11 protein-coding genes are annotated in these 17,883 nt (G+C 56.2%); 8 read left to right on the top strand and 3 right to left on the bottom strand.

Going from position 1 to position 17,883, the window contains the following annotated elements:
- Positions 1–18 precede the first annotated feature (18 nt).
- Genes bcsG through bcsE form a run of 3 tightly spaced genes read right to left on the bottom strand, consistent with a single transcriptional unit; the run spans position 19 to position 3,444 of the window.
- Positions 19–1,698: a cellulose biosynthesis protein BcsG gene (gene bcsG, locus ECL_RS24585; RefSeq protein ID WP_013099223.1), complete on the bottom strand. Its 1,680-nt coding sequence runs from the start codon at positions 1,696–1,698 to the stop codon at positions 19–21.
- Complete coding sequence (bcsF, locus tag ECL_RS24580) at positions 1,691–1,888, bottom strand: cellulose biosynthesis protein BcsF (RefSeq protein WP_028027931.1); 198 nt, start codon at positions 1,886–1,888, stop codon at positions 1,691–1,693. Before bcsF ends, bcsG begins: the two co-directional genes overlap by 8 nt.
- Positions 1,882–3,444, bottom strand: a complete 1,563-nt coding sequence (bcsE, locus tag ECL_RS24575) for a cellulose biosynthesis c-di-GMP-binding protein BcsE (RefSeq protein ID WP_013099221.1) — start codon at positions 3,442–3,444, stop codon at positions 1,882–1,884. The genes bcsF and bcsE overlap by 7 nt, the downstream gene beginning before the upstream one ends.
- Positions 3,445–3,617: 173 nt before the next feature.
- On the opposite strand from bcsE, the gene bcsR reads away from it, so the two are divergent.
- The 8 genes from bcsR to ECL_RS24535 all read left to right on the top strand — a co-directional run bounded on the left by bcsR (position 3,618) and on the right by ECL_RS24535 (position 17,762).
- Positions 3,618–3,806 carry a cellulose biosynthesis protein BcsR gene (gene bcsR, locus ECL_RS24570; protein WP_013099220.1) on the top strand — a complete coding sequence of 63 codons (189 nt, stop codon included), beginning with the start codon at positions 3,618–3,620 and terminating at the stop codon, positions 3,804–3,806.
- 11 nt (positions 3,807–3,817) lie between these two features.
- Positions 3,818–4,570, top strand: a complete 753-nt coding sequence (bcsQ, locus tag ECL_RS24565; protein WP_013099219.1) for a cellulose biosynthesis protein BcsQ — start codon at positions 3,818–3,820, stop codon at positions 4,568–4,570.
- The gene (bcsA, locus tag ECL_RS24560; RefSeq protein WP_013099218.1) at positions 4,567–7,182 is read left to right on the top strand and encodes a UDP-forming cellulose synthase catalytic subunit; all 2,616 of its coding nucleotides are present in this window, start codon (positions 4,567–4,569) and stop codon (positions 7,180–7,182) included. The genes bcsQ and bcsA overlap by 4 nt, the downstream gene beginning before the upstream one ends.
- Positions 7,183–7,192: 10 nt before the next feature.
- Positions 7,193–9,616, top strand: a complete 2,424-nt coding sequence (bcsB, locus tag ECL_RS24555) for a cellulose biosynthesis cyclic di-GMP-binding regulatory protein BcsB (protein WP_013099217.1) — start codon at positions 7,193–7,195, stop codon at positions 9,614–9,616.
- A gap of 6 nt (positions 9,617–9,622) precedes the next feature.
- Complete coding sequence (gene bcsZ, locus ECL_RS24550) at positions 9,623–10,726, top strand: cellulose synthase complex periplasmic endoglucanase BcsZ (protein WP_013099216.1); 1,104 nt, start codon at positions 9,623–9,625, stop codon at positions 10,724–10,726.
- Positions 10,708–14,190, top strand: coding sequence for a cellulose synthase complex outer membrane protein BcsC (bcsC, locus tag ECL_RS24545; RefSeq protein WP_013099215.1), 3,483 nt, complete (start codon positions 10,708–10,710; stop codon positions 14,188–14,190). Before bcsZ ends, bcsC begins: the two co-directional genes overlap by 19 nt.
- Before the next feature lie 119 nt (positions 14,191–14,309).
- Positions 14,310–16,316 (top strand): biofilm formation regulator HmsP, encoded by a 2,007-nt coding sequence (gene hmsP, locus ECL_RS24540; RefSeq protein WP_013099214.1) that lies wholly within the window; start codon positions 14,310–14,312, stop codon positions 16,314–16,316.
- Positions 16,317–16,475: 159 nt separating this feature from the next.
- The gene (locus ECL_RS24535) at positions 16,476–17,762 is read left to right on the top strand and encodes a dicarboxylate/amino acid:cation symporter (protein ID WP_013099213.1); all 1,287 of its coding nucleotides are present in this window, start codon (positions 16,476–16,478) and stop codon (positions 17,760–17,762) included.
- Positions 17,763–17,883: the final 121 nt, after the last annotated feature.

Below are 17,883 nucleotides of genomic sequence, written 5' to 3'. Positions count from 1 at the left end.
GAAGAGGGTCTGGAGAACTTACTGCGGATAAGGTACCCAGTCTCCGCCGTTCAGGCGAACGTACGGTTTGTTCTGGTACTGAATGACAACCGCATTCGCATTCTCTGACACTTCCGCGGTTTGCGGCAGATTGCTGGTGAGCTGATCCCAGTTCACGCTATCTTCCACAAACAGCTTACCATCGACCGCGCGGGCCACGAGCTCAGAGATGGCCAGATAGCTGACTGGCTGAGTGATCTCAATCGGCGCGCCCTGATGCGGTGCCTTCATACCAAAGAATTTAATCCCGGCAGGCACGTTGGTAATGGACGGGCTGGGGATATCGCGCAGGCCGGAAACCTGCATTCTGTCGCCTTTCAGCGCCCCACCGTGCTCCGGAACGACAACCACCATCACTTTACGGCCAGATTTTTCCAGCTCAGTGAAGAACGCATCCAGCTCATCAAAGAACTTCTGCGCACGCACTTTGTAATCCGCCGTTTTGCTCACGCCCGGGAAGTGGTTACCGTCGTGAAGGGGCAGGGTGTTATAGAACGTGGCGCTGCGCGGATTGCTGTCTTTTTCAATGGTCTGCAGCCAGCGCTGTAGCACGGCGGTATCGTCATAGACTGGCGAGCCGTCGAAGCCCAGCAGCGTGACCGGCAGCCCGGTTTGATCCATCAGCGGTGCCTGCATACCCCCTTCTTCACGTACCTCTTTCAGGAAGTTACCGAACTGACCGTTATGCCCCAGCATCAGGTGCTGCGTAAAGCCCAGTTTCGCCAGGTTATCGAACAGATAACACTGGTTGCCAGCGGGCTGATACAAATTCTTGTGCGATGGCTGGCCGCAGCTTGCTCGCAGCAGGCGGATGGCCGCCGGGCCGCTGTACGAGGTGGCAGAGTTAAAGTCTTTAAACTGGATATCGAAATGCGACCACAGCGGGTGCGACATTAAACCAGCCGCATCAACGTCAGCCCAGGAGAGGGAGCAGATGTTAATTACCAGCAGTTCAAACGGCTGAGCATCCGCCGGGAGTGCATCCGGGAATTTAGTCTGACGCTTATCTTCCGCGGTGTAGAAGCTGGAAAGCCAGGCATTCAGGTTGGTTGAGGTCGGCGGTGCGGTCTGCGCTGGAATATCGCCCACCACCGGCGTGTCGCCAGCCGTGGCAACGGTTGCTGCCGCGCTTCCTCCGGTGGTGGTCACCGTGCTGGTCGGTTGACCGGCAGGCCACAGGGAAAAACTTGGCCCAGCCAGCGTCAGAACGTTCAGCCAAATCATAATGGCAACGACAAACACCGTGACGCGGATCCACTGTGACAGAAACAGCCAGGCAACCAGCAGCACAAAGACCGCGCCAATCATCTGCCAGTTAATAAAGCGCTCGGTCAGGTCGAGGATATAGCTGGCGCTAAACCCGGCGACCTGCGAACCCTGACTCATGATGCTGTCCGGCCCCGGCAGCCAGGTATCATGCCAGAACAGCGCAAAACCCAGCGGGATGGCAACCCAGTGACGCAAGCGATGCAGCCTGATATTGGGCAGCGGCATCAGCAGGAAGGCCATAAACACCAGGTTCAGCAGAGGATGGAAGTTCAGATAGCCAGCCCACAGCAGACCAAACTTCACCAGAAAGTAGAAGTTCCAGCCGGAAAGGCCGCGCCAGTATTGCCACAGAGGCGATGGTGACGAAGCGGTATAAGTTGAGTTAGTCATGTTTTCGGTCTGCCTTGACGTGTGTTGCCCGTGTCAGTGTTCCGGCTGGTTTGACATAGCGAGGTTTGCCAAACGCCATTCTGGCCGTATCGCGAATACGACGCAGTGAATGGCGTGCATAATAACCAAGCGGGAAAAAGATCAGCGCACAGAATACAACCAGTTGAATGATATCGCTGATATTCATGATGGTGCGTTCTCCCCATTCTCAGTTAATAAGCGAAGGGGTTCCGGAACCCGACGCCAGATATGGCCGTCATGCCGTGCATTGAGGATCGGTTTGATATCGCTCGTGACAGGTAGCGGTTTCACCCAGTTTTCAGGCGCGAGGGCACGCATCTGCACCAGCTCAGCGCTGATCAGATTGTCTTCGAACCAAATCATACGGTTTGAGAAAATATCCCCGGTAGGCAGCGGGAAGATATGGTTCAGCGCGGTATCGAGATCGTTTACCCGACAAAAAGACAAAAACAGTACCAGGCGGTTGTCGCCAATCGTCATGATGTCCCCGGTACGGTTCGGGCGGCATAAGGTGAGCGCCTGTTCCACGCGGATCCCCGGTACAGGACGCAGGGCAACCATTACCCCTTTCCCGTCTGCAGGAAGCAGCGTGTTGTTCATCATGTTGCCAACGGCATCGCAGAAGGTATCCCATTTCTGATAACCACGCAGTTTCATCGGCTGCGTCATGGAAAGCAGCGTGGAAATATCTTCCGGTACGTGGCGGTTGAACTGCTGCCCCTGGACACTTTCGATAAGCGTCAGGCAGCGTGACAGAGGGGCATTCCACGGGATAACCATGTTTGCGCCACAGCCCAAAAGCAGACGTTCGTCCGTGGCACGCAGGCTGGTATTGTTTTCGCGTACCACAATTTTTAACGCGCTGCCGCGTTGACGACGTAAGGTATGAATTTGTCGTGCCAGCATTTCAATCTGGTTGTTCTGCATCAGCGAGAAAACAAGGGTTGCCGCCTGCGTCGTGCGGGCTTCATGAAAAAGCGCTTCATTGGACTCAAACAGGGACCAGTTTTCAGACAGCGCGGGCGCCCCCTCCAGTACCGCAATATGGCTCAGGATCCGTTTTTCATCGCTGCGCGGTTGCACCACGGTTTCTTCTTGCTGGGCAAGGTGCCACTCGCCGTCAATATGTTTAAGCGTAAGTTGCTGTCTGGCGCTCACGCCTTTTTCATTACACCAGAATGCAATATCGTAGAGATAGCTGCCCGCCTGGTCGCGCAGACTCGCCAGGCCGAATAGCGAGCGATACTCCGCCATTAAAAGTGAGAACAGCTTGTCGTTATTACTGCCGGGATTGATTATCAATAGCGTGCAATTTTGAAATTTTGCCCATTTATTGATTTTTTCCAGCCACTGCAGCAGTTTCTCCGTCGGGATATTTTGCAGGGCATTATGTGAACATTTAAGAATCAATAAAAAGCGGTCTGGATTGATGGAACACTGAATGTCGCGGGACAAATAGTATAGACTATCTACTTCCGACGGCATGGAAAACAAGCGTACCGTCTGTGGACCGCGGTCTCGCTCAAGCGTAATAATTTGCTTCGGGTCTTCGCCCATACTAATGACAGCGACCCGGCAGTCCTTACCCTGCGCGGCAATTGTCTGGTTTACCAGACTGATAGCATCTTCATTACGATCCGAATTAACCCACCAGACTCCTCCGACTGGCATGTGGCGCAATTCGTCCCATAATGACTGGATGCCAATAGAAAATATGGAGTCCACGGTGTCCCTCTTTTCGTCTAATTTATCTGTATATCAGTTTACTAGCGAAAGCGTAGAAATAAACCTAACATTGAAATTAAAGAGCATCAGATTTAGCATGTAAATGAAATTTCACAGGGCAGGAAGCCTCGCGACTTCAGAGAGTAAAACGATACTCAAAGGGATGGAAAAAAATGGATAATAACGAACCCGGAACCCCAGTCGATTCTACCCTGGGTTACACATTCCAAAACGATTTTCTGGCGCTGACGCAGGCCTTTTCTTTACCTGAAATAGATTACACCGATATTTCCCAGCGGGAACAGTTGGCTGCGGCTATTAAACGTTGGCCGTTATTAGCTGAATTTACCCAACAACAATAAGGGAGCCATTGATGGCCATACTCGGATTACAGGGCGTCCGTGGTGGAGTGGGTACAACATCCGTTACCGCGGCGCTGGCGTGGTCATTACAGCTTTTAGGTGAATCGGTGCTGGTGATTGACGCCTGCGCCGACAATTTGCTGCGTATGTCATTTAACGTCGACTTTACCCGTACAGAGGGTTGGGCCCGCGCGTTGCTTGATGATAAAGACTGGCGTGATGCGGGTCTGCGTTACACCTCCCAGCTCGATCTCCTGCCGTTTGGTCAACTGACCACGACAGAGCGTGAGAATGAAGCCGCCTATCAGCGTTTATTTTCGCAATTCACACTCGCGCTGCAGAGCCTCAAAGAAAAAGGCCATTATCAGTGGATCCTGCTGGATCTGCCGCACGGTGCCGGCACGCTGACCCGACAGCTGATTGCCCAGTGCGACCACGTGCTCTCCATTGTGAACGTCGATGCCAATTGCCATATCCGTCTACATCAGCAGGGGTTGCCACAGAATAGCCATATCCTGATTAACGATTTACGCATTGGCAGCCAGATCCAGGACGATCTGTATCAGGTCTGGCTGCAAAGCCAGCGTCGTCTGCTGCCGATTGTGATCCATCGTGATGAGGGGATGGCGGAATGCCTCGCCTCCAAACAGCCACTTGGCGAGTATCGTAGTGATTCGCTGGCGGCAGAAGAGATCCTGACGCTGGCGAACTGGTGTCTGCTGCACTTCGCCCAAGAGGCGGATCCTGCCAGGGGTACGGTATGAGTCGACTCGCCAGCTGGTTACTCATCCCGCCGGTCAGTTCGCGTTTAAGCGACCATTACCGGCATTATCGCCGGCATGGTGCCTCGGCATTTAGCGCCGCGTTCGGCTGTTTCTGGATGATTCTGGCCTGGATGTTCATCCCCCTCGAGCACCCCCGCTGGCAGCGCATTCGTGCGCGACACAGTGAATTGTATCCGCACATTAATCCTGACCGTCCACGGCCGTTAGATCCGGCGCGGTACATCATTCAGGCCATCTGGCTGGTGGTTACGTCGCCGCGGCAGGAGAAAAAGACGCCGCACTGGCGCAGCTTCAGCCGGGTCCAGCTTTTACGCGAACGCTATCATCAGTGGCTGGACAGGCTGCCTGACCGCGTGGGCGATAAGACCAGCCATCTGGATAACCATAAAGAACTCGGGCATCTGCATCCGGGTTTACGGCGTTTTATTCTGGGCGTGATTGTTGTCTTCTCGCTCATTCTGGCGCTGGTCTGTATCACGCAACCCTTTAACCCGCTGGCGCAGTTCACTTTCCTGATCCTGCTGTGGGGCGTGGCGCTGCTGGTGCGGCGTATACCGGGGCGCTTCTCCGCCCTGATGTTGATTGTGTTATCACTGACCGTCTCCTGCCGCTATATCTGGTGGCGTTATACCTCAACGCTGAACTGGGATGACCCGGTCAGTCTGGTATGCGGTCTGGTGCTGCTGTTTGCTGAAACGTACGCCTGGATCGTGCTGGTGTTGGGCTATTTCCAGGTGATCTGGCCGCTCAACCGCCAGCCGGTTCCGCTGCCAAAAGATACGTCGCAGTGGCCGACTGTCGATCTCTTTGTGCCGACCTATAACGAAGATCTGAGCGTGGTGAAAAATACCATTTACGCCGCGCTGGGTATCGACTGGCCCAAAGATAAGCTCAAAATCTGGATCCTGGATGACGGCGGTCGGGCCGCGTTCCGTGAGTTCGCGCAAGAGGTGGGCGTTGAGTATATCGCCCGTACCTCTCACGAACATGCCAAAGCCGGGAACATCAACAACGCGCTGAAGTATGCGACAGGGGAGTTTGTCTCCATCTTTGACTGCGACCACGTGCCGACGCGCTCGTTCCTGCAGATGACGATGGGCTGGTTCCTGAAAGAGAAAGCGCTGGCGATGATGCAGACGCCGCACCATTTCTTCTCGCCGGATCCGTTTGAACGTAACCTCGGCCGTTTCCGTAAGACCCCGAACGAAGGCACGCTGTTCTATGGCCTGGTGCAGGACGGCAACGACATGTGGGATGCGACCTTCTTCTGCGGTTCCTGTGCGGTTATCCGCCGTAAACCGCTGGATGAAATTGGCGGCATCGCGGTTGAAACGGTCACTGAAGATGCCCATACCTCGCTACGCCTGCACCGTCGCGGCTATACCTCGGCCTATATGCGTATCCCTCAGGCGGCCGGTCTGGCGACGGAATCCCTGTCGGCGCATATCGGCCAGCGTATTCGCTGGGCGCGCGGGATGGTACAAATTTTCCGTCTTGATAACCCGCTGTTGGGTAAAGGCCTCAAGCTGGCGCAACGTCTGTGCTATGTCAACGCCATGTTCCACTTCTTATCCGGTATTCCGCGGCTGATCTTCCTGACCGCGCCGCTGGCGTTCCTGCTTCTTCACGCCTATATCATCTACGCGCCCGCGCTGATGATTGCGCTGTTTGTTCTGCCGCACATGATCCACGCGAGCCTGACCAACTCGAAGATTCAGGGCAAGTATCGCCACTCATTCTGGAGTGAAATCTACGAAACGGTGCTGGCCTGGTACATCGCGCCGCCAACGATGGTCGCGCTGATTAACCCGCATAAAGGCAAGTTTAACGTCACCGCGAAGGGTGGCCTGGTGGAAGAGGAGTATGTCGACTGGGTGATCTCCCGTCCGTACATCTTCCTGGTGCTGCTGAACATTGTGGGGGTGATTGCCGGTATCTGGCGCTACTTCTACGGTCCGGAAAACGAAATCCTGACGGTGTTCGTCAGTATGGCATGGGTATTTTACAACCTGATTATCCTTGGCGGCGCAGTGGCGGTATCAGTGGAGAGCAAGCAGGTACGTCGCGCGCATCGTGTTGAAATCAGCATGCCTGCGGCGTTAGCCCGTGAAGATGGTCATCTCTTCTCCTGTACCGTTCATGACTTCTCCGACGGTGGTCTGGGTATCAAAATCAACGGTCAGGCGAAGGTGCTGGAAGGGCAGAAGGTTAACCTGTTGCTTAAGCGTGGCCAGCAGGAGTATGTCTTCCCGACACAGGTTGTGCGTGTGGCAGGCAATGAAGTGGGTCTGCAGCTGATGCCGCTGACCAGGAAGCAACATATTGATTTTGTGCAGTGTACGTTTGCCCGCGCGGATACGTGGGCTCTCTGGCAGGACAGCTTCCCGGAAGATAAACCTCTGGAAAGCCTGCTGGATATTCTGAAGCTGGGGTTCCGTGGCTATCGTCACCTTGCAGAATTTGCCCCGTCGTCGGTGAAAATAATTTTCCGGTCACTTACTTCGCTGGTTTCCTGGGTCGTGTCGTTCATTCCTCGTCGTCCTGAGCGGGATGAGGCGAAGCAGGCGGACCCGGTTATGGCTCAACAATGATGATAACGCGATGAAAACAAAACTTTCCTGGTTATGTGCAGTGGCAATGGGGATGAGTACGCTCCCTGCAACAATGGCTAACGCAGCGCCTGATAACGCCACGGCCACGCCAGCTCCTACGGTGCCTGTGGTGTCGCAAGCGACCGAACCGGTAGTCACCGCGGCGCCCGGTCAAACAGAAAACGTCGTTCCCAACCAGCCGACAGCGGGAAATACCCTGCCGGCCGACGCACAGGTTGTGGGACAGGTGATGCCGGGTGTTCCGGGGGCTAATGCGCCTGTTGTCACGGAGAATGCCCCGTCGCGGGACGTGAAGCTCACCTTTGCGCAAATTGCGCCGCCTCCGGGCAGCATGGTGCTGCGCGGCGTCAATCCTAAAGGCGGCGTTGAGTTTGGTATGCGCAGCGATGAGGTTGTGTCGAAGGCGGTGCTGAACCTGGAATATACCCCTTCTCCTTCGCTGCTGCCGACCCAGTCTCAGCTGAAGGTCTACCTGAATGACGAGCTGATGGACGTGCTGCCGGTCACCAAAGAGCAGTTGGGTAAGAAAACCCTGGCTCAGGTGCCGATCAACCCGCTGTTTATCACCGACTTTAACCGTATCCGTCTGGAATTCGTGGGCCATTACCGTGACGTCTGCGAAAACCCGGCCAGCAACACGCTGTGGATGGATGTCGGGCGTAACTCATCGCTGCAGATGACCTACCAGTCGCTGGCGCTGAAAAACGATCTCTCCGCGTTCCCGGTGCCGTTCTTCGATCCGCGTGATAATCGCCCGTTAAACCTGCCGATGGTCTTTGCGTCCTCACCGGACGTCACGGAGCAACTGGCAGCGACCATCGTGGCCTCCTGGTTCGGCTCCCGTTCCGGCTGGCGCGGGCAGAACTTCCCGGTTATGTATGACAAGATCCCTGACAGAAATGCCATCATCTTTGCGACCAACGCGAAGCGTCCTGCTTTCCTGCGTGAGCACCCGGATGTCAAAGCGCCGACCATTGAGATGATAAGCCACCCGGATAACCCGTATGTGAAGCTGCTGGTGGTTTTCGGGCGTGATGAGAAAGACCTGGTGCAGGCGGCAAAAGCGATTGCGCAGGGGAATATCCTGTTCCGCGGCAGCAGCGTAATTGTCGATGAGGTCAAGCCGCTGCTGGCACGTAAACCTTATGACGCGCCAAACTGGGTACGTACCGACCGCGCCGTCACCTTCGGCGAGCTGAAAACCTATGAAGAGCAGCTGCAGTCGACAGGGATTGAGCCGTCTCCTGTCAGCCTGTCGCTGAACCTGCCGCCGGACCTGTATCTGCTGCGCACCACCGGTATCGATATGAACATGAACTATCGTTACACCGCGCCGTCAACCAAAGACAGTTCGCGCATGGATATCAGCCTGAATAACCAGTTCCTTCAGTCGTTTAATTTGGTGAGTAATCAGGAAACGAACCGTCTGCTGCTGCGTTTGCCGGTACTGCAGGGGCTGCTGGATGGTAAAACCGATGTCTCCATCCCGGCGCTGAAGCTCGGGGCGGTAAACCAGCTGCGCTTTGATTTCCAGTACATGAATCCAATGCCGGGCGGTTCGGTGGACAACTGCATCACCTTCCAGCCGGTGCAGAACCACGTCGTGATTGGCGATGAATCGACCATCGACTTCTCGAAGTACTATCACTTCCTCGCCATGCCGGATCTGCGGGCATTTGCTAACGCGGGCTTCCCGTTCAGCCGTATGGCGGACCTGTCTGAATCCATTGTTGTGATGCCAAAAGCGCCAAATGAAGGGCAGGTGACGACGCTGCTGGACACCATGGCGACCGTAGGCGCGCAAACGGGCCTGCCGGCGATTAACGTTACCCTGACGGATGATGGCGCTCAAATTCAGAACAAAGATGCGGACATCATGGTGATCGGTTCCATCCCGGATAAGCTGAAGGATGAGAAGCGTATCGATCTGCTGGTTCAGGCAGCCCAGTCCTGGGTTAACACGCCGCTGCGTCAGACCGAGTTCCCGAGCATCATGCCGGATATCAACGATCGTAAAGCCAGCGCGCAGACGGCTGTCACGTCTCAGGGGGCGATGGCGGCCGTGGTCGGCTTCCAGTCACCGTATAACGATCAGCGTAGCGTGATTGCCCTGCTCGCAGACAGCCCGCGTGGCTACGAACTGCTCAACAGTGCGATGAACGACAGCGGTAAACGTGCCGCGATGTTCGGCTCTGTGTCGGTGATCCGTGAGTCGGGCGTGAACAGCCTGCGCGTAGGCGATGTGTACTATGTGGGGCATCTGCCATGGTTCGAACGTCTGTGGTATGCGCTCTCTAACCATCCGATTCTGCTCGCTATCCTGGCCGCAGTCAGCGTGGTGCTGCTGGCCTGGGTGCTGTGGCGTCTGCTGCGTATCATCAGCCGTCGTCGCCTGAATCCGGATCATGAGTAAGATGTGATGAAAGCCTTTCGCTGGTGTGTCATTGCGTTGATGTTGGCAGCGGCGCCTCTGCGCGCCGCCTGTACCTGGCCTGCCTGGGAGAAATTTAAACAGGATTACATCAGCGAGGGCGGGCGGGTCATTGATCCCAGCGACACGCGTAAAATCACTACCTCGGAAGGGCAAAGCTACGCGCTGTTCTTTGCCCTCGCCGCGAATGACCGTAAAGCGTTCGACAAGGTGCTGGCATGGACGCGGGATAACCTTGCCGGGGGGCATCTCGACGACACGCTCCCCGCCTGGTTATGGGGGCAAAAAGACAAAGACACCTGGGCGGTTATCGATACCAATTCCGCCTCGGATGCCGATATCTGGATCGCCTGGTCCCTGCTTGAAGCGGGGCGGTTATGGAAAGACGCTGACTATACCCATACGGGCAAGGCGCTACTCGAGCGCATCGCCCGCGAAGAAGTGGTGAAAGTACCTGGCCTCGGTCTGATGCTGCTGCCCGGTAAAGTTGGCTTTGTCGATGAGAACGCCTGGCGTTTTAATCCCAGCTATCTTCCACCACAGCTCGCAAGCTACTTCACGCGTTTTGGCGCCCCGTGGACCACCCTGCGTGAGACCAATCTGCGCTTGCTGCTGGAGAGTGCGCCGAAAGGTTTTTCACCGGACTGGGTGCAATACCAGAAAAACAAAGGCTGGCGGTTACAGCAGGAGCCGCCGCTGGTGGGGGGATATGACGCCATCCGCGTCTATCTCTGGGTGGGGATGATGAACGATAACGATCCTCAAAAAGCCCGGCTGCTGGCGCGCTTCAGGCCGATGGCCGCCACCACAACAAAACAGGGTGTACCACCGGAAAAAGTGAATGTGGTGAGTGGAGCACGCACGGGCAATGGCCCGGTCGGCTTCTCTGCCGCCATGCTGCCTTTTTTACAACAGCGTGATGCGCAGGCCGTCCAGCGCCAGCGCGTGGCTGACCACTTTCCTGATAATAATGCTTACTACAGTTATGTACTGACTCTCTTTGGACAAGGATGGGATCAGCATCGTTTTCGTTTCACCACAAAAGGTGAATTAATACCGGATTGGGGCCAGGAATGCGCAAGTTCACAGTAGATCTACTCAGTTTATCGCTTGGCCTGGCGCTGATGCCGCTGGCTCAGGCCGTCAACTCTCCGCAGCAGCAACAGCTGCTGGAGCAGGTGCGCCTGGGGGAATCGACGCAGCGTGAAGATTTGGTGCGTCAGTCGCTCTATCGTCTTGAGCTGATCGACCCGAACAACCCTGACGTTATTGCGGCACGTTTTCGCTATCTGCTTCGTCAGGGCGACAACGCCGGCGCGCAAAAAGAGCTGGATAGACTGAAAGGGATCGCCCCCGGTTCCAGCGCGTACCAGTCCTCGCGCAACACGATGCTGCTCTCCACGCCGGATGGCCGCCAGCAGTTACAGCAGGCTCGCTTACTCGCCACGACAGGCCATACCCAGGAAGCGATTGCCGCCTATGACAAGCTGTTCGACGGCAACCCGCCGGGCGGCGACGTGGCAACGGAATACTGGAATGTGGTGGCGAAAGATCCCGCCCGCCGCAATGCGGCCATTAACCAGTTGAAAAAGATCAACAGCAGCAGCCCTGGCAATACGCAGCTGCAGTCGACGCTGGCCCAGCTGCTGTTCCAGACCGGGCGCCGTGATGAAGGCTTTGCGGTGCTGCAGGAGATGGCCAAATCCAGCAATGGCCGAAGCCAGGCGTCGGATATGTGGTATGCGCAGATCAAAGACCAGCCTGTCAGCAATGCCAGCGTCTCCGCGCTGCAAAAGTACCTGAGCGTATTCAGTGACGGTGAGAACGTAACCGCCGCGCGTTCACAGCTTGAAGCGCAGCAAAAACAGCTCGCCGATCCAACTTTCCGTGCGAAAGCGCAAGGCCTGGCGGCAGTGGATGCCGGACAGGGTGATAAGGCGGTGGCGGAACTGCAAAAGGCGGTCAGCGCAAACCATGCCGACAGCGAAGCCATTGGCGCGCTGGGCCAGGCATACTCCCAGAAAGGCGACCGTGCTCGCGCGGTGGCACAGTTTGAAAAGGCGATCGCCCTCGATCCGCAGAGCGATAACCGCGGCAAATGGGACAGCTTGCTGAAGGTGAACCGTTACTGGCTGCTGATCCAGCAGGGGGATGCGGCGCTGAAAGCGAATAACCCGGCACAGGCGGAGCGCTATTATCAACAGGCGCGCACTATCGACAATAGCGACAGTTATGCGGTGCTGGGGCTGGGTGATGCCGCAGCGGCACGTAAAGATAACGACGCCGCCGAGCGCTATTATCGCCAGGCATTACGCATGGACAGCGGCAACAGTAACGCGGTCCGCGGACTGGCCAATATTTATCGCGCACAGTCACCGGAAAAAGCCTCGCAGTTTATCCAGTCGCTCTCCGCCAGCCAGCGTCGCAGCATTGATGATATTGAACGTAGCCTGACCAACGAACAGCTCTCCGCCCAGGCCGAGCAGCTGGAGAACCAGGGCAAATACGCCCAGGCCGCCGAGGTTCAGCGTCGTCGTCTGGCGCTCTCTCCAGGCGACGTGTGGATCACCTATCGCCTGTCGCGCGATCTCTACAGCGCAGGCCAGCGCAGTCAGGCAGATACCCTGATGCGTCAGCTTGCCAGCCAGAAACCGACCGACCCGGATCAGGTGTATGCCAACGGGCTCTATCTTTCCGGTAACGACCAGGATCGTGCCGCGCTGGCCCATCTGGAGACGCTGCCGCGCAGCCAGTGGAACGGCAATATTCAGGAGCTTGCAGACCGCCTGCAAAGTAATCAGGTGCTCGATACCGCCAATCGCCTGCGCGACAGTGGCAAAGAGCAGGAGGCGGAAAATCTTCTTCGTCAGCAACCTGCTTCTACCCGTATCGATTTAACCCTGGCGGATTGGGCGCAGCAGCGGGGCGATCTCAGTGCAGCAAAAACGGCATACAGCGGCGTGTTGCAGCGCGAGCCACAAAACGAAGATGCGATCCTCGGCCTGACCGAAATCTACAGTGCGCAGGGCGACAAAGACGCTGCGCGTGCCGAACTGGCGAAACTGCCTGCGACGCAAAATGGCCAGCCGTTGTCGCTCAACATGCAGCGCCGCATCGCGATGGCGCAGGCGGGGCTGGGTGATTCTGCTGCCGCAGAAAAGACGTTCAACAGCATCATTCCGCAGGCAAAATCACAGCCTGCGTCAATGGAAAACGCGCTGGTGCTGCGTGATGCGGCACGTTTTCAGACGCAAAATGGCCAGCCTCAGCAGGCGCTGGAGACCTATAAAGATGCCATGGTCTCCTCTGGCATCACCACCATCCGTCCGGCAGACAATGACACCTTTACGCGCCTGACGCGTAACGACGAAAAAGATGACTGGCTGAAGCGCGGCGTGCGTAGCGATGCCGGTGATTTGTATCGCCAGCAGGATGTTAACGTTACGCTGCAGCACGACTACTGGGGCTCCAGCGGTACCGGCGGCTACTCCGACCTGAAAGCCCACACCACCATGCTGCAGGTGGATGCGCCGCTCTCTGATGGACGGATGTTCTTCCGCAGCGATCTGGTCAATATGGATGCCGGTTCGTTTGCCACCAACAACGGCACCTACGATCCCAAATGGGGGACCTGTGCCGAAACGCCATGTCGTGGCAACACCAGTCAGACGTCAAACGGCGCAAGCGTGGCCGTGGGCTGGCAGAATAAAACCTGGGCATGGGATATCGGCACCACGCCAATGGGCTTTGACGTGGTGGATGTGGTCGGCGGGGTGAGCTATAGCAACGATCTCGGTCCTATCGGCTACACCATTAACGCCCACCGTCGCCCGATCTCCAGCTCTCTGCTGGCCTTTGCCGGGCAAAAAGACACCAATACCGGCACCACCTGGGGCGGCGTGCGCGCCACCGGCGGTGGCGTGAGCATCAGCTACGATAAAGGCGAGGCGAACGGCATCTGGTCAAGCCTGAATGCGGAATCGCTGACCGGGAAAAATGTAGAGGATAACTGGCGCGTCCGCTGGATGACCGGTTACTACTACAAGCTGATTAATAAAAACAACGAGCGCCTGACTGTCGGTGTCTCTAACATGCTCTGGCACTACGATAAAGATCTGAGCGGCTATACCCTGGGTCAGGGCGGCTATTATAGCCCGCAGGAATATGTCTCCTTTGCGCTGCCGGTCACCTGGCGTAAACGCACGGAGAACTGGTCCTGGGAGCTGGGCGGGTCTGTCTCATGGTCTCACTCTAAAACCAACGATGTGCTGCGCTATCCCCTTCAGGGACTCATTCCCGTCGATGAGCCAGGCCGCTACACCGACAGGGGGGCGATGGAAACCGGCAGCAGCTCCTCAGGCACCGGTTATACCGCGCGGGCCATTGTCGAGCGCCGGGTCACGTCCAACTGGTTTGTGGGTCTTGGCGTGGATATTCAGGAAGCGAAAGACTATACCCCAAGCCATGCGCTGCTCTATGTACGCTACTCCGCCGCAGGCTGGCAGGGTGATATGGACTTACCGCCACAGCCGCTCATTCCCTACGCGGACTGGTAATCGGATTTTACTTAATCCATTTGTAAGTCTCTCTTAAAAGTGCGGCGATCGGGTATACTCAGGCGCGCCAGGTTTACACCCTGGTGCGCCCTGCGCTTCGAGTTCTGTGGAGAGTCATTTTGCGTGTCAGCCGTTCCTTAACGATCAAACAGATGGCGATGGTTTCTGCTGTCACCTTGCTGTTTGTACTGCTATTTTGCGTCATTTTGCTGTTTCATTCCGTACAGCAGAATCGCTATAACACGGCTTCGCAATTAGAAAGTATTGCCCGCTCGGTGCGTGGCCCGCTTTCGGCTTCTATTCTGAAAGGCGATATTCCTGAAGCGGAAACCATTTTAAAACGTATTCAGCCTGCGGGCGTCGTCAGCCGCGCAGACGTGGTGCTGCCGAACCAGTTCCAGGCGTTGCGGATGAGTTTTATCCCGGAACGTCCCGTCCCGATGATGGTGATGCGCCTGTTTGAACTGCCGGTACAAATTTCGCTTCCCATCTACTCGCTTGAACGCCCTGCAAATCCGCAGCCGCTGGCCTATCTTGTTCTGCAGGCGGACTCGTACCGCATGTATAAGTTCGTTATGAGCTGGTTTATCACGTTAGTGACCACTTGCTTACTTATGACGCTGATACTGAGCGTGGCGCTGACCTGGTGCATTAACCGGCTGATTGTCCACCCGCTGCGGCGTATCGCCCGGGAGCTAAACGCGCTTTCTCCCCAGGAGCAGATGGGTCATCAGCTTGAGCTCCCCCGCCTGCATCATGACGATGAGATCGGCATGCTGGTGCGCAGCTACAACCTCAACCAGCAGCGCATTCAGCGTCAGCAGGATGAACTGAACAGTAGCGCCACCCGTTTTCCGGTGTCGGAGCTGCCTAATAAAGCGTTCCTGATGGCGATGCTGGAGCAGACCGTGGCGCGCCAGCAGACCACGGCGCTGATGGTCATCGCCTGTGAAACCCTGCAGGATACCGCTGGGGTGCTCAAGGAGAGCCAGCGTGAAATGCTGTTGCTGACGCTGGTCGAAAAGGTTAAATCGGTGCTTGCCCCGCGTATGGTGCTGACCCAGGTCAGCGGTTATGACCTGGTGGTGATTGCGAACGGCGTGAAAGAGCCGTGGCATGCGATCACGTTAGGTCAGCAAGTACTCACTGTCATTAATGAGCGGCTGCCCATTCAGGGTATTCAGCTTCGCCCCAGCGCCAGTATCGGGATTGCCATGTTCTATGGCGATCTGACCGCAGAGCAGCTCTATCGTCGCGCCTTCTCGGCGGCATTCACCGCTCGTCGCAAAGGGAAAAACCAGATCCAGTTCTTCGACCCGGATCAGATGGAAAAGGCGCAGCAGCGTCTGACGGAAGAGAGCGACATCCTCACCGCGCTGGATAACCACCAGTTTGCCCTCTGGCTCCAGCCGCAGGTCAATTTGCTGACGGGTGAAGTGGAAAGCGCGGAAGCGCTGTTGCGCGTGCAGCAGCCGGATGGCAGCTGGGAGCTGCCGGAAGGGTTAATCGAACGTATTGAGTCCTGTGGTCTGATGGTCACGGTGGGTTACTGGGTGCTTGAGGAGTCATGCCGCCAGCTTGCCGCCTGGCAGGAGCGTGGTGTCAACCTGCCGCTGTCGGTCAATCTCTCTGCCCTGCAGTTGATGCATCCCACTATGGTCTCGGAGATGCTGGAGCTCATCAATCGCTACCGGATCCAGCCGGATACGCTGATTCTGGAAGTGACGGAAAGCCGTCGTATTGACGACCCGAATGAGGCGGTCGCGATCCTCAAACCGCTGCGCAACGCCGGTATCCGCATCGCGCTGGATGATTTTGGCATGGGCTATGCCGGACTGCGTCAGCTTCAGCACATGAAAACGCTGCCGGTGGATGTCCTGAAAATCGACAAAGCGTTTGTCGATGGGCTGCCGGAAGACAGCAGCATGGTGCAAGCCATTATTCAGATGGCGCGTAGTCTCAACCTGAATCTGATTGCTGAGGGTATCGAAACGGAAGCGCAGCGCCGCTGGCTGGCTGAGGCGGGTGTCGGGAAAGGCCAGGGCTTCCTGTTTGCCCGTGCCGTCCCGTCGGATGTCTTTGAACAACGGTACCTTTCCGGCGCTGGCAATAACGCAAAAGTGTAATTTTGTTGCTGGCTTGTGCGAGCCAGCTCAAAGTTCTTAACATTTGTGTTTCAAATTTGAACTGAGTTTATTTCTGTCCTGTTATGCGGGTGTTATTTTAGAGCCGCAGGTTAACCATAACCTTACAAAGCCTGTGGTTTTTCTTCCCAAGGACATTCTATGAAAACCTCACTCTTCAAAAGTCTTTATTTCCAGGTCCTGACAGCCATCGCAATCGGTATTTTACTGGGTCACTACTACCCGGAACTGGGTGCGCAAATGAAACCGCTTGGCGACGCGTTCGTTAAGCTCATTAAAATGGTCATCGCCCCGGTGATCTTCTGTACGGTGGTGACCGGTATCGCTGGCATGGAAAGCATGAAGGCGGTAGGGCGTACCGGTGCAGTGGCGCTGCTTTATTTCGAAGTGGTCAGCACCCTGGCACTGATTATCGGTCTGATCATTGTTAACGTGGTGCAGCCTGGCGCTGGCATGAACGTCGACCCGTCGACGCTGGATGCCAAAGCGGTGGCGGTTTACGCTGAGCAGGCGAAAGATCAGGGCGTGGTCGCCTTCCTGCTGGACGTCATTCCCGGCAGTGTGATCGGGGCGTTTGCCAGCGGAAACATTCTGCAGGTGCTGCTGTTCGCCGTCATGTTTGGTTTTGCCCTGCATCGTCTGGGCAGCAAAGGCCAGCTGATCTTTAACGTCATTGAAAGCTTCTCGCAGGTCATCTTTGGCATCATCAATATGATCATGCGCCTGGCGCCGATTGGTGCCTTCGGGGCAATGGCGTTCACCATCGGTAAATACGGCGTCGGCACGCTGGTACAGCTCGGCCAGCTGATTATCTGCTTCTATATCACCTGTATTCTGTTTGTGGTGGTGGTGCTGGGTTCGATTGCCCGCGCGGCTGGTTTCAGCATCTTCAAATTTATCCGCTATATCCGCGAAGAGCTGCTGATTGTGCTGGGAACCTCCTCCTCTGAGTCGGCGCTGCCGCGCATGCTCGATAAGATGGAGAAGCTGGGTTGTCGTAAATCGGTGGTGGGGCTGGTGATCCCGACAGGGTACTCCTTTAACCTCGACGGTACCTCGATATACCTGACCATGGCGGCAGTGTTTATTGCACAGGCAACCAACAGCCATATGGATATCTTCCATCAGATCACCCTGCTGGTGGTGCTGCTGCTCTCGTCGAAAGGGGCTGCGGGCGTAACGGGCAGTGGCTTTATTGTGCTGGCGGCGACCATTTCCGCTGTGGGACATCTGCCGGTGGCCGGTCTGGCGTTGATTCTCGGTATTGACCGCTTTATGTCTGAAGCGCGTGCGTTAACCAACCTGGTGGGTAACGGCGTGGCTACGGTTGTGGTGGCAAAATGGGTTAAAGAGCTGGATCACAAAAAGCTCGACGATACGCTGAATAATCGCTCTTCTGATAGCAAAAACCCGGGTTTATCCTCCTGATTTTCCGCTAAATTCCCGCATTCCCTTGTCGGAATGCGGGCTCCTGCGCATAATGACTGTTCGTACCTGTCATAATTCGACAAGATTTTTTTTGGGTATATTGCACTTCTCACCGTGACGT

It is taken from the genome of Enterobacter cloacae subsp. cloacae ATCC 13047, from assembly GCF_000025565.1.
In the GTDB taxonomy this organism is placed as follows: Bacteria; Pseudomonadota; Gammaproteobacteria; order Enterobacterales; family Enterobacteriaceae; genus Enterobacter; species Enterobacter cloacae.
The sequence above is the reverse complement of the archived record's forward strand: the minus strand, read 5'-3'. Positions and strand labels throughout refer to the sequence as shown.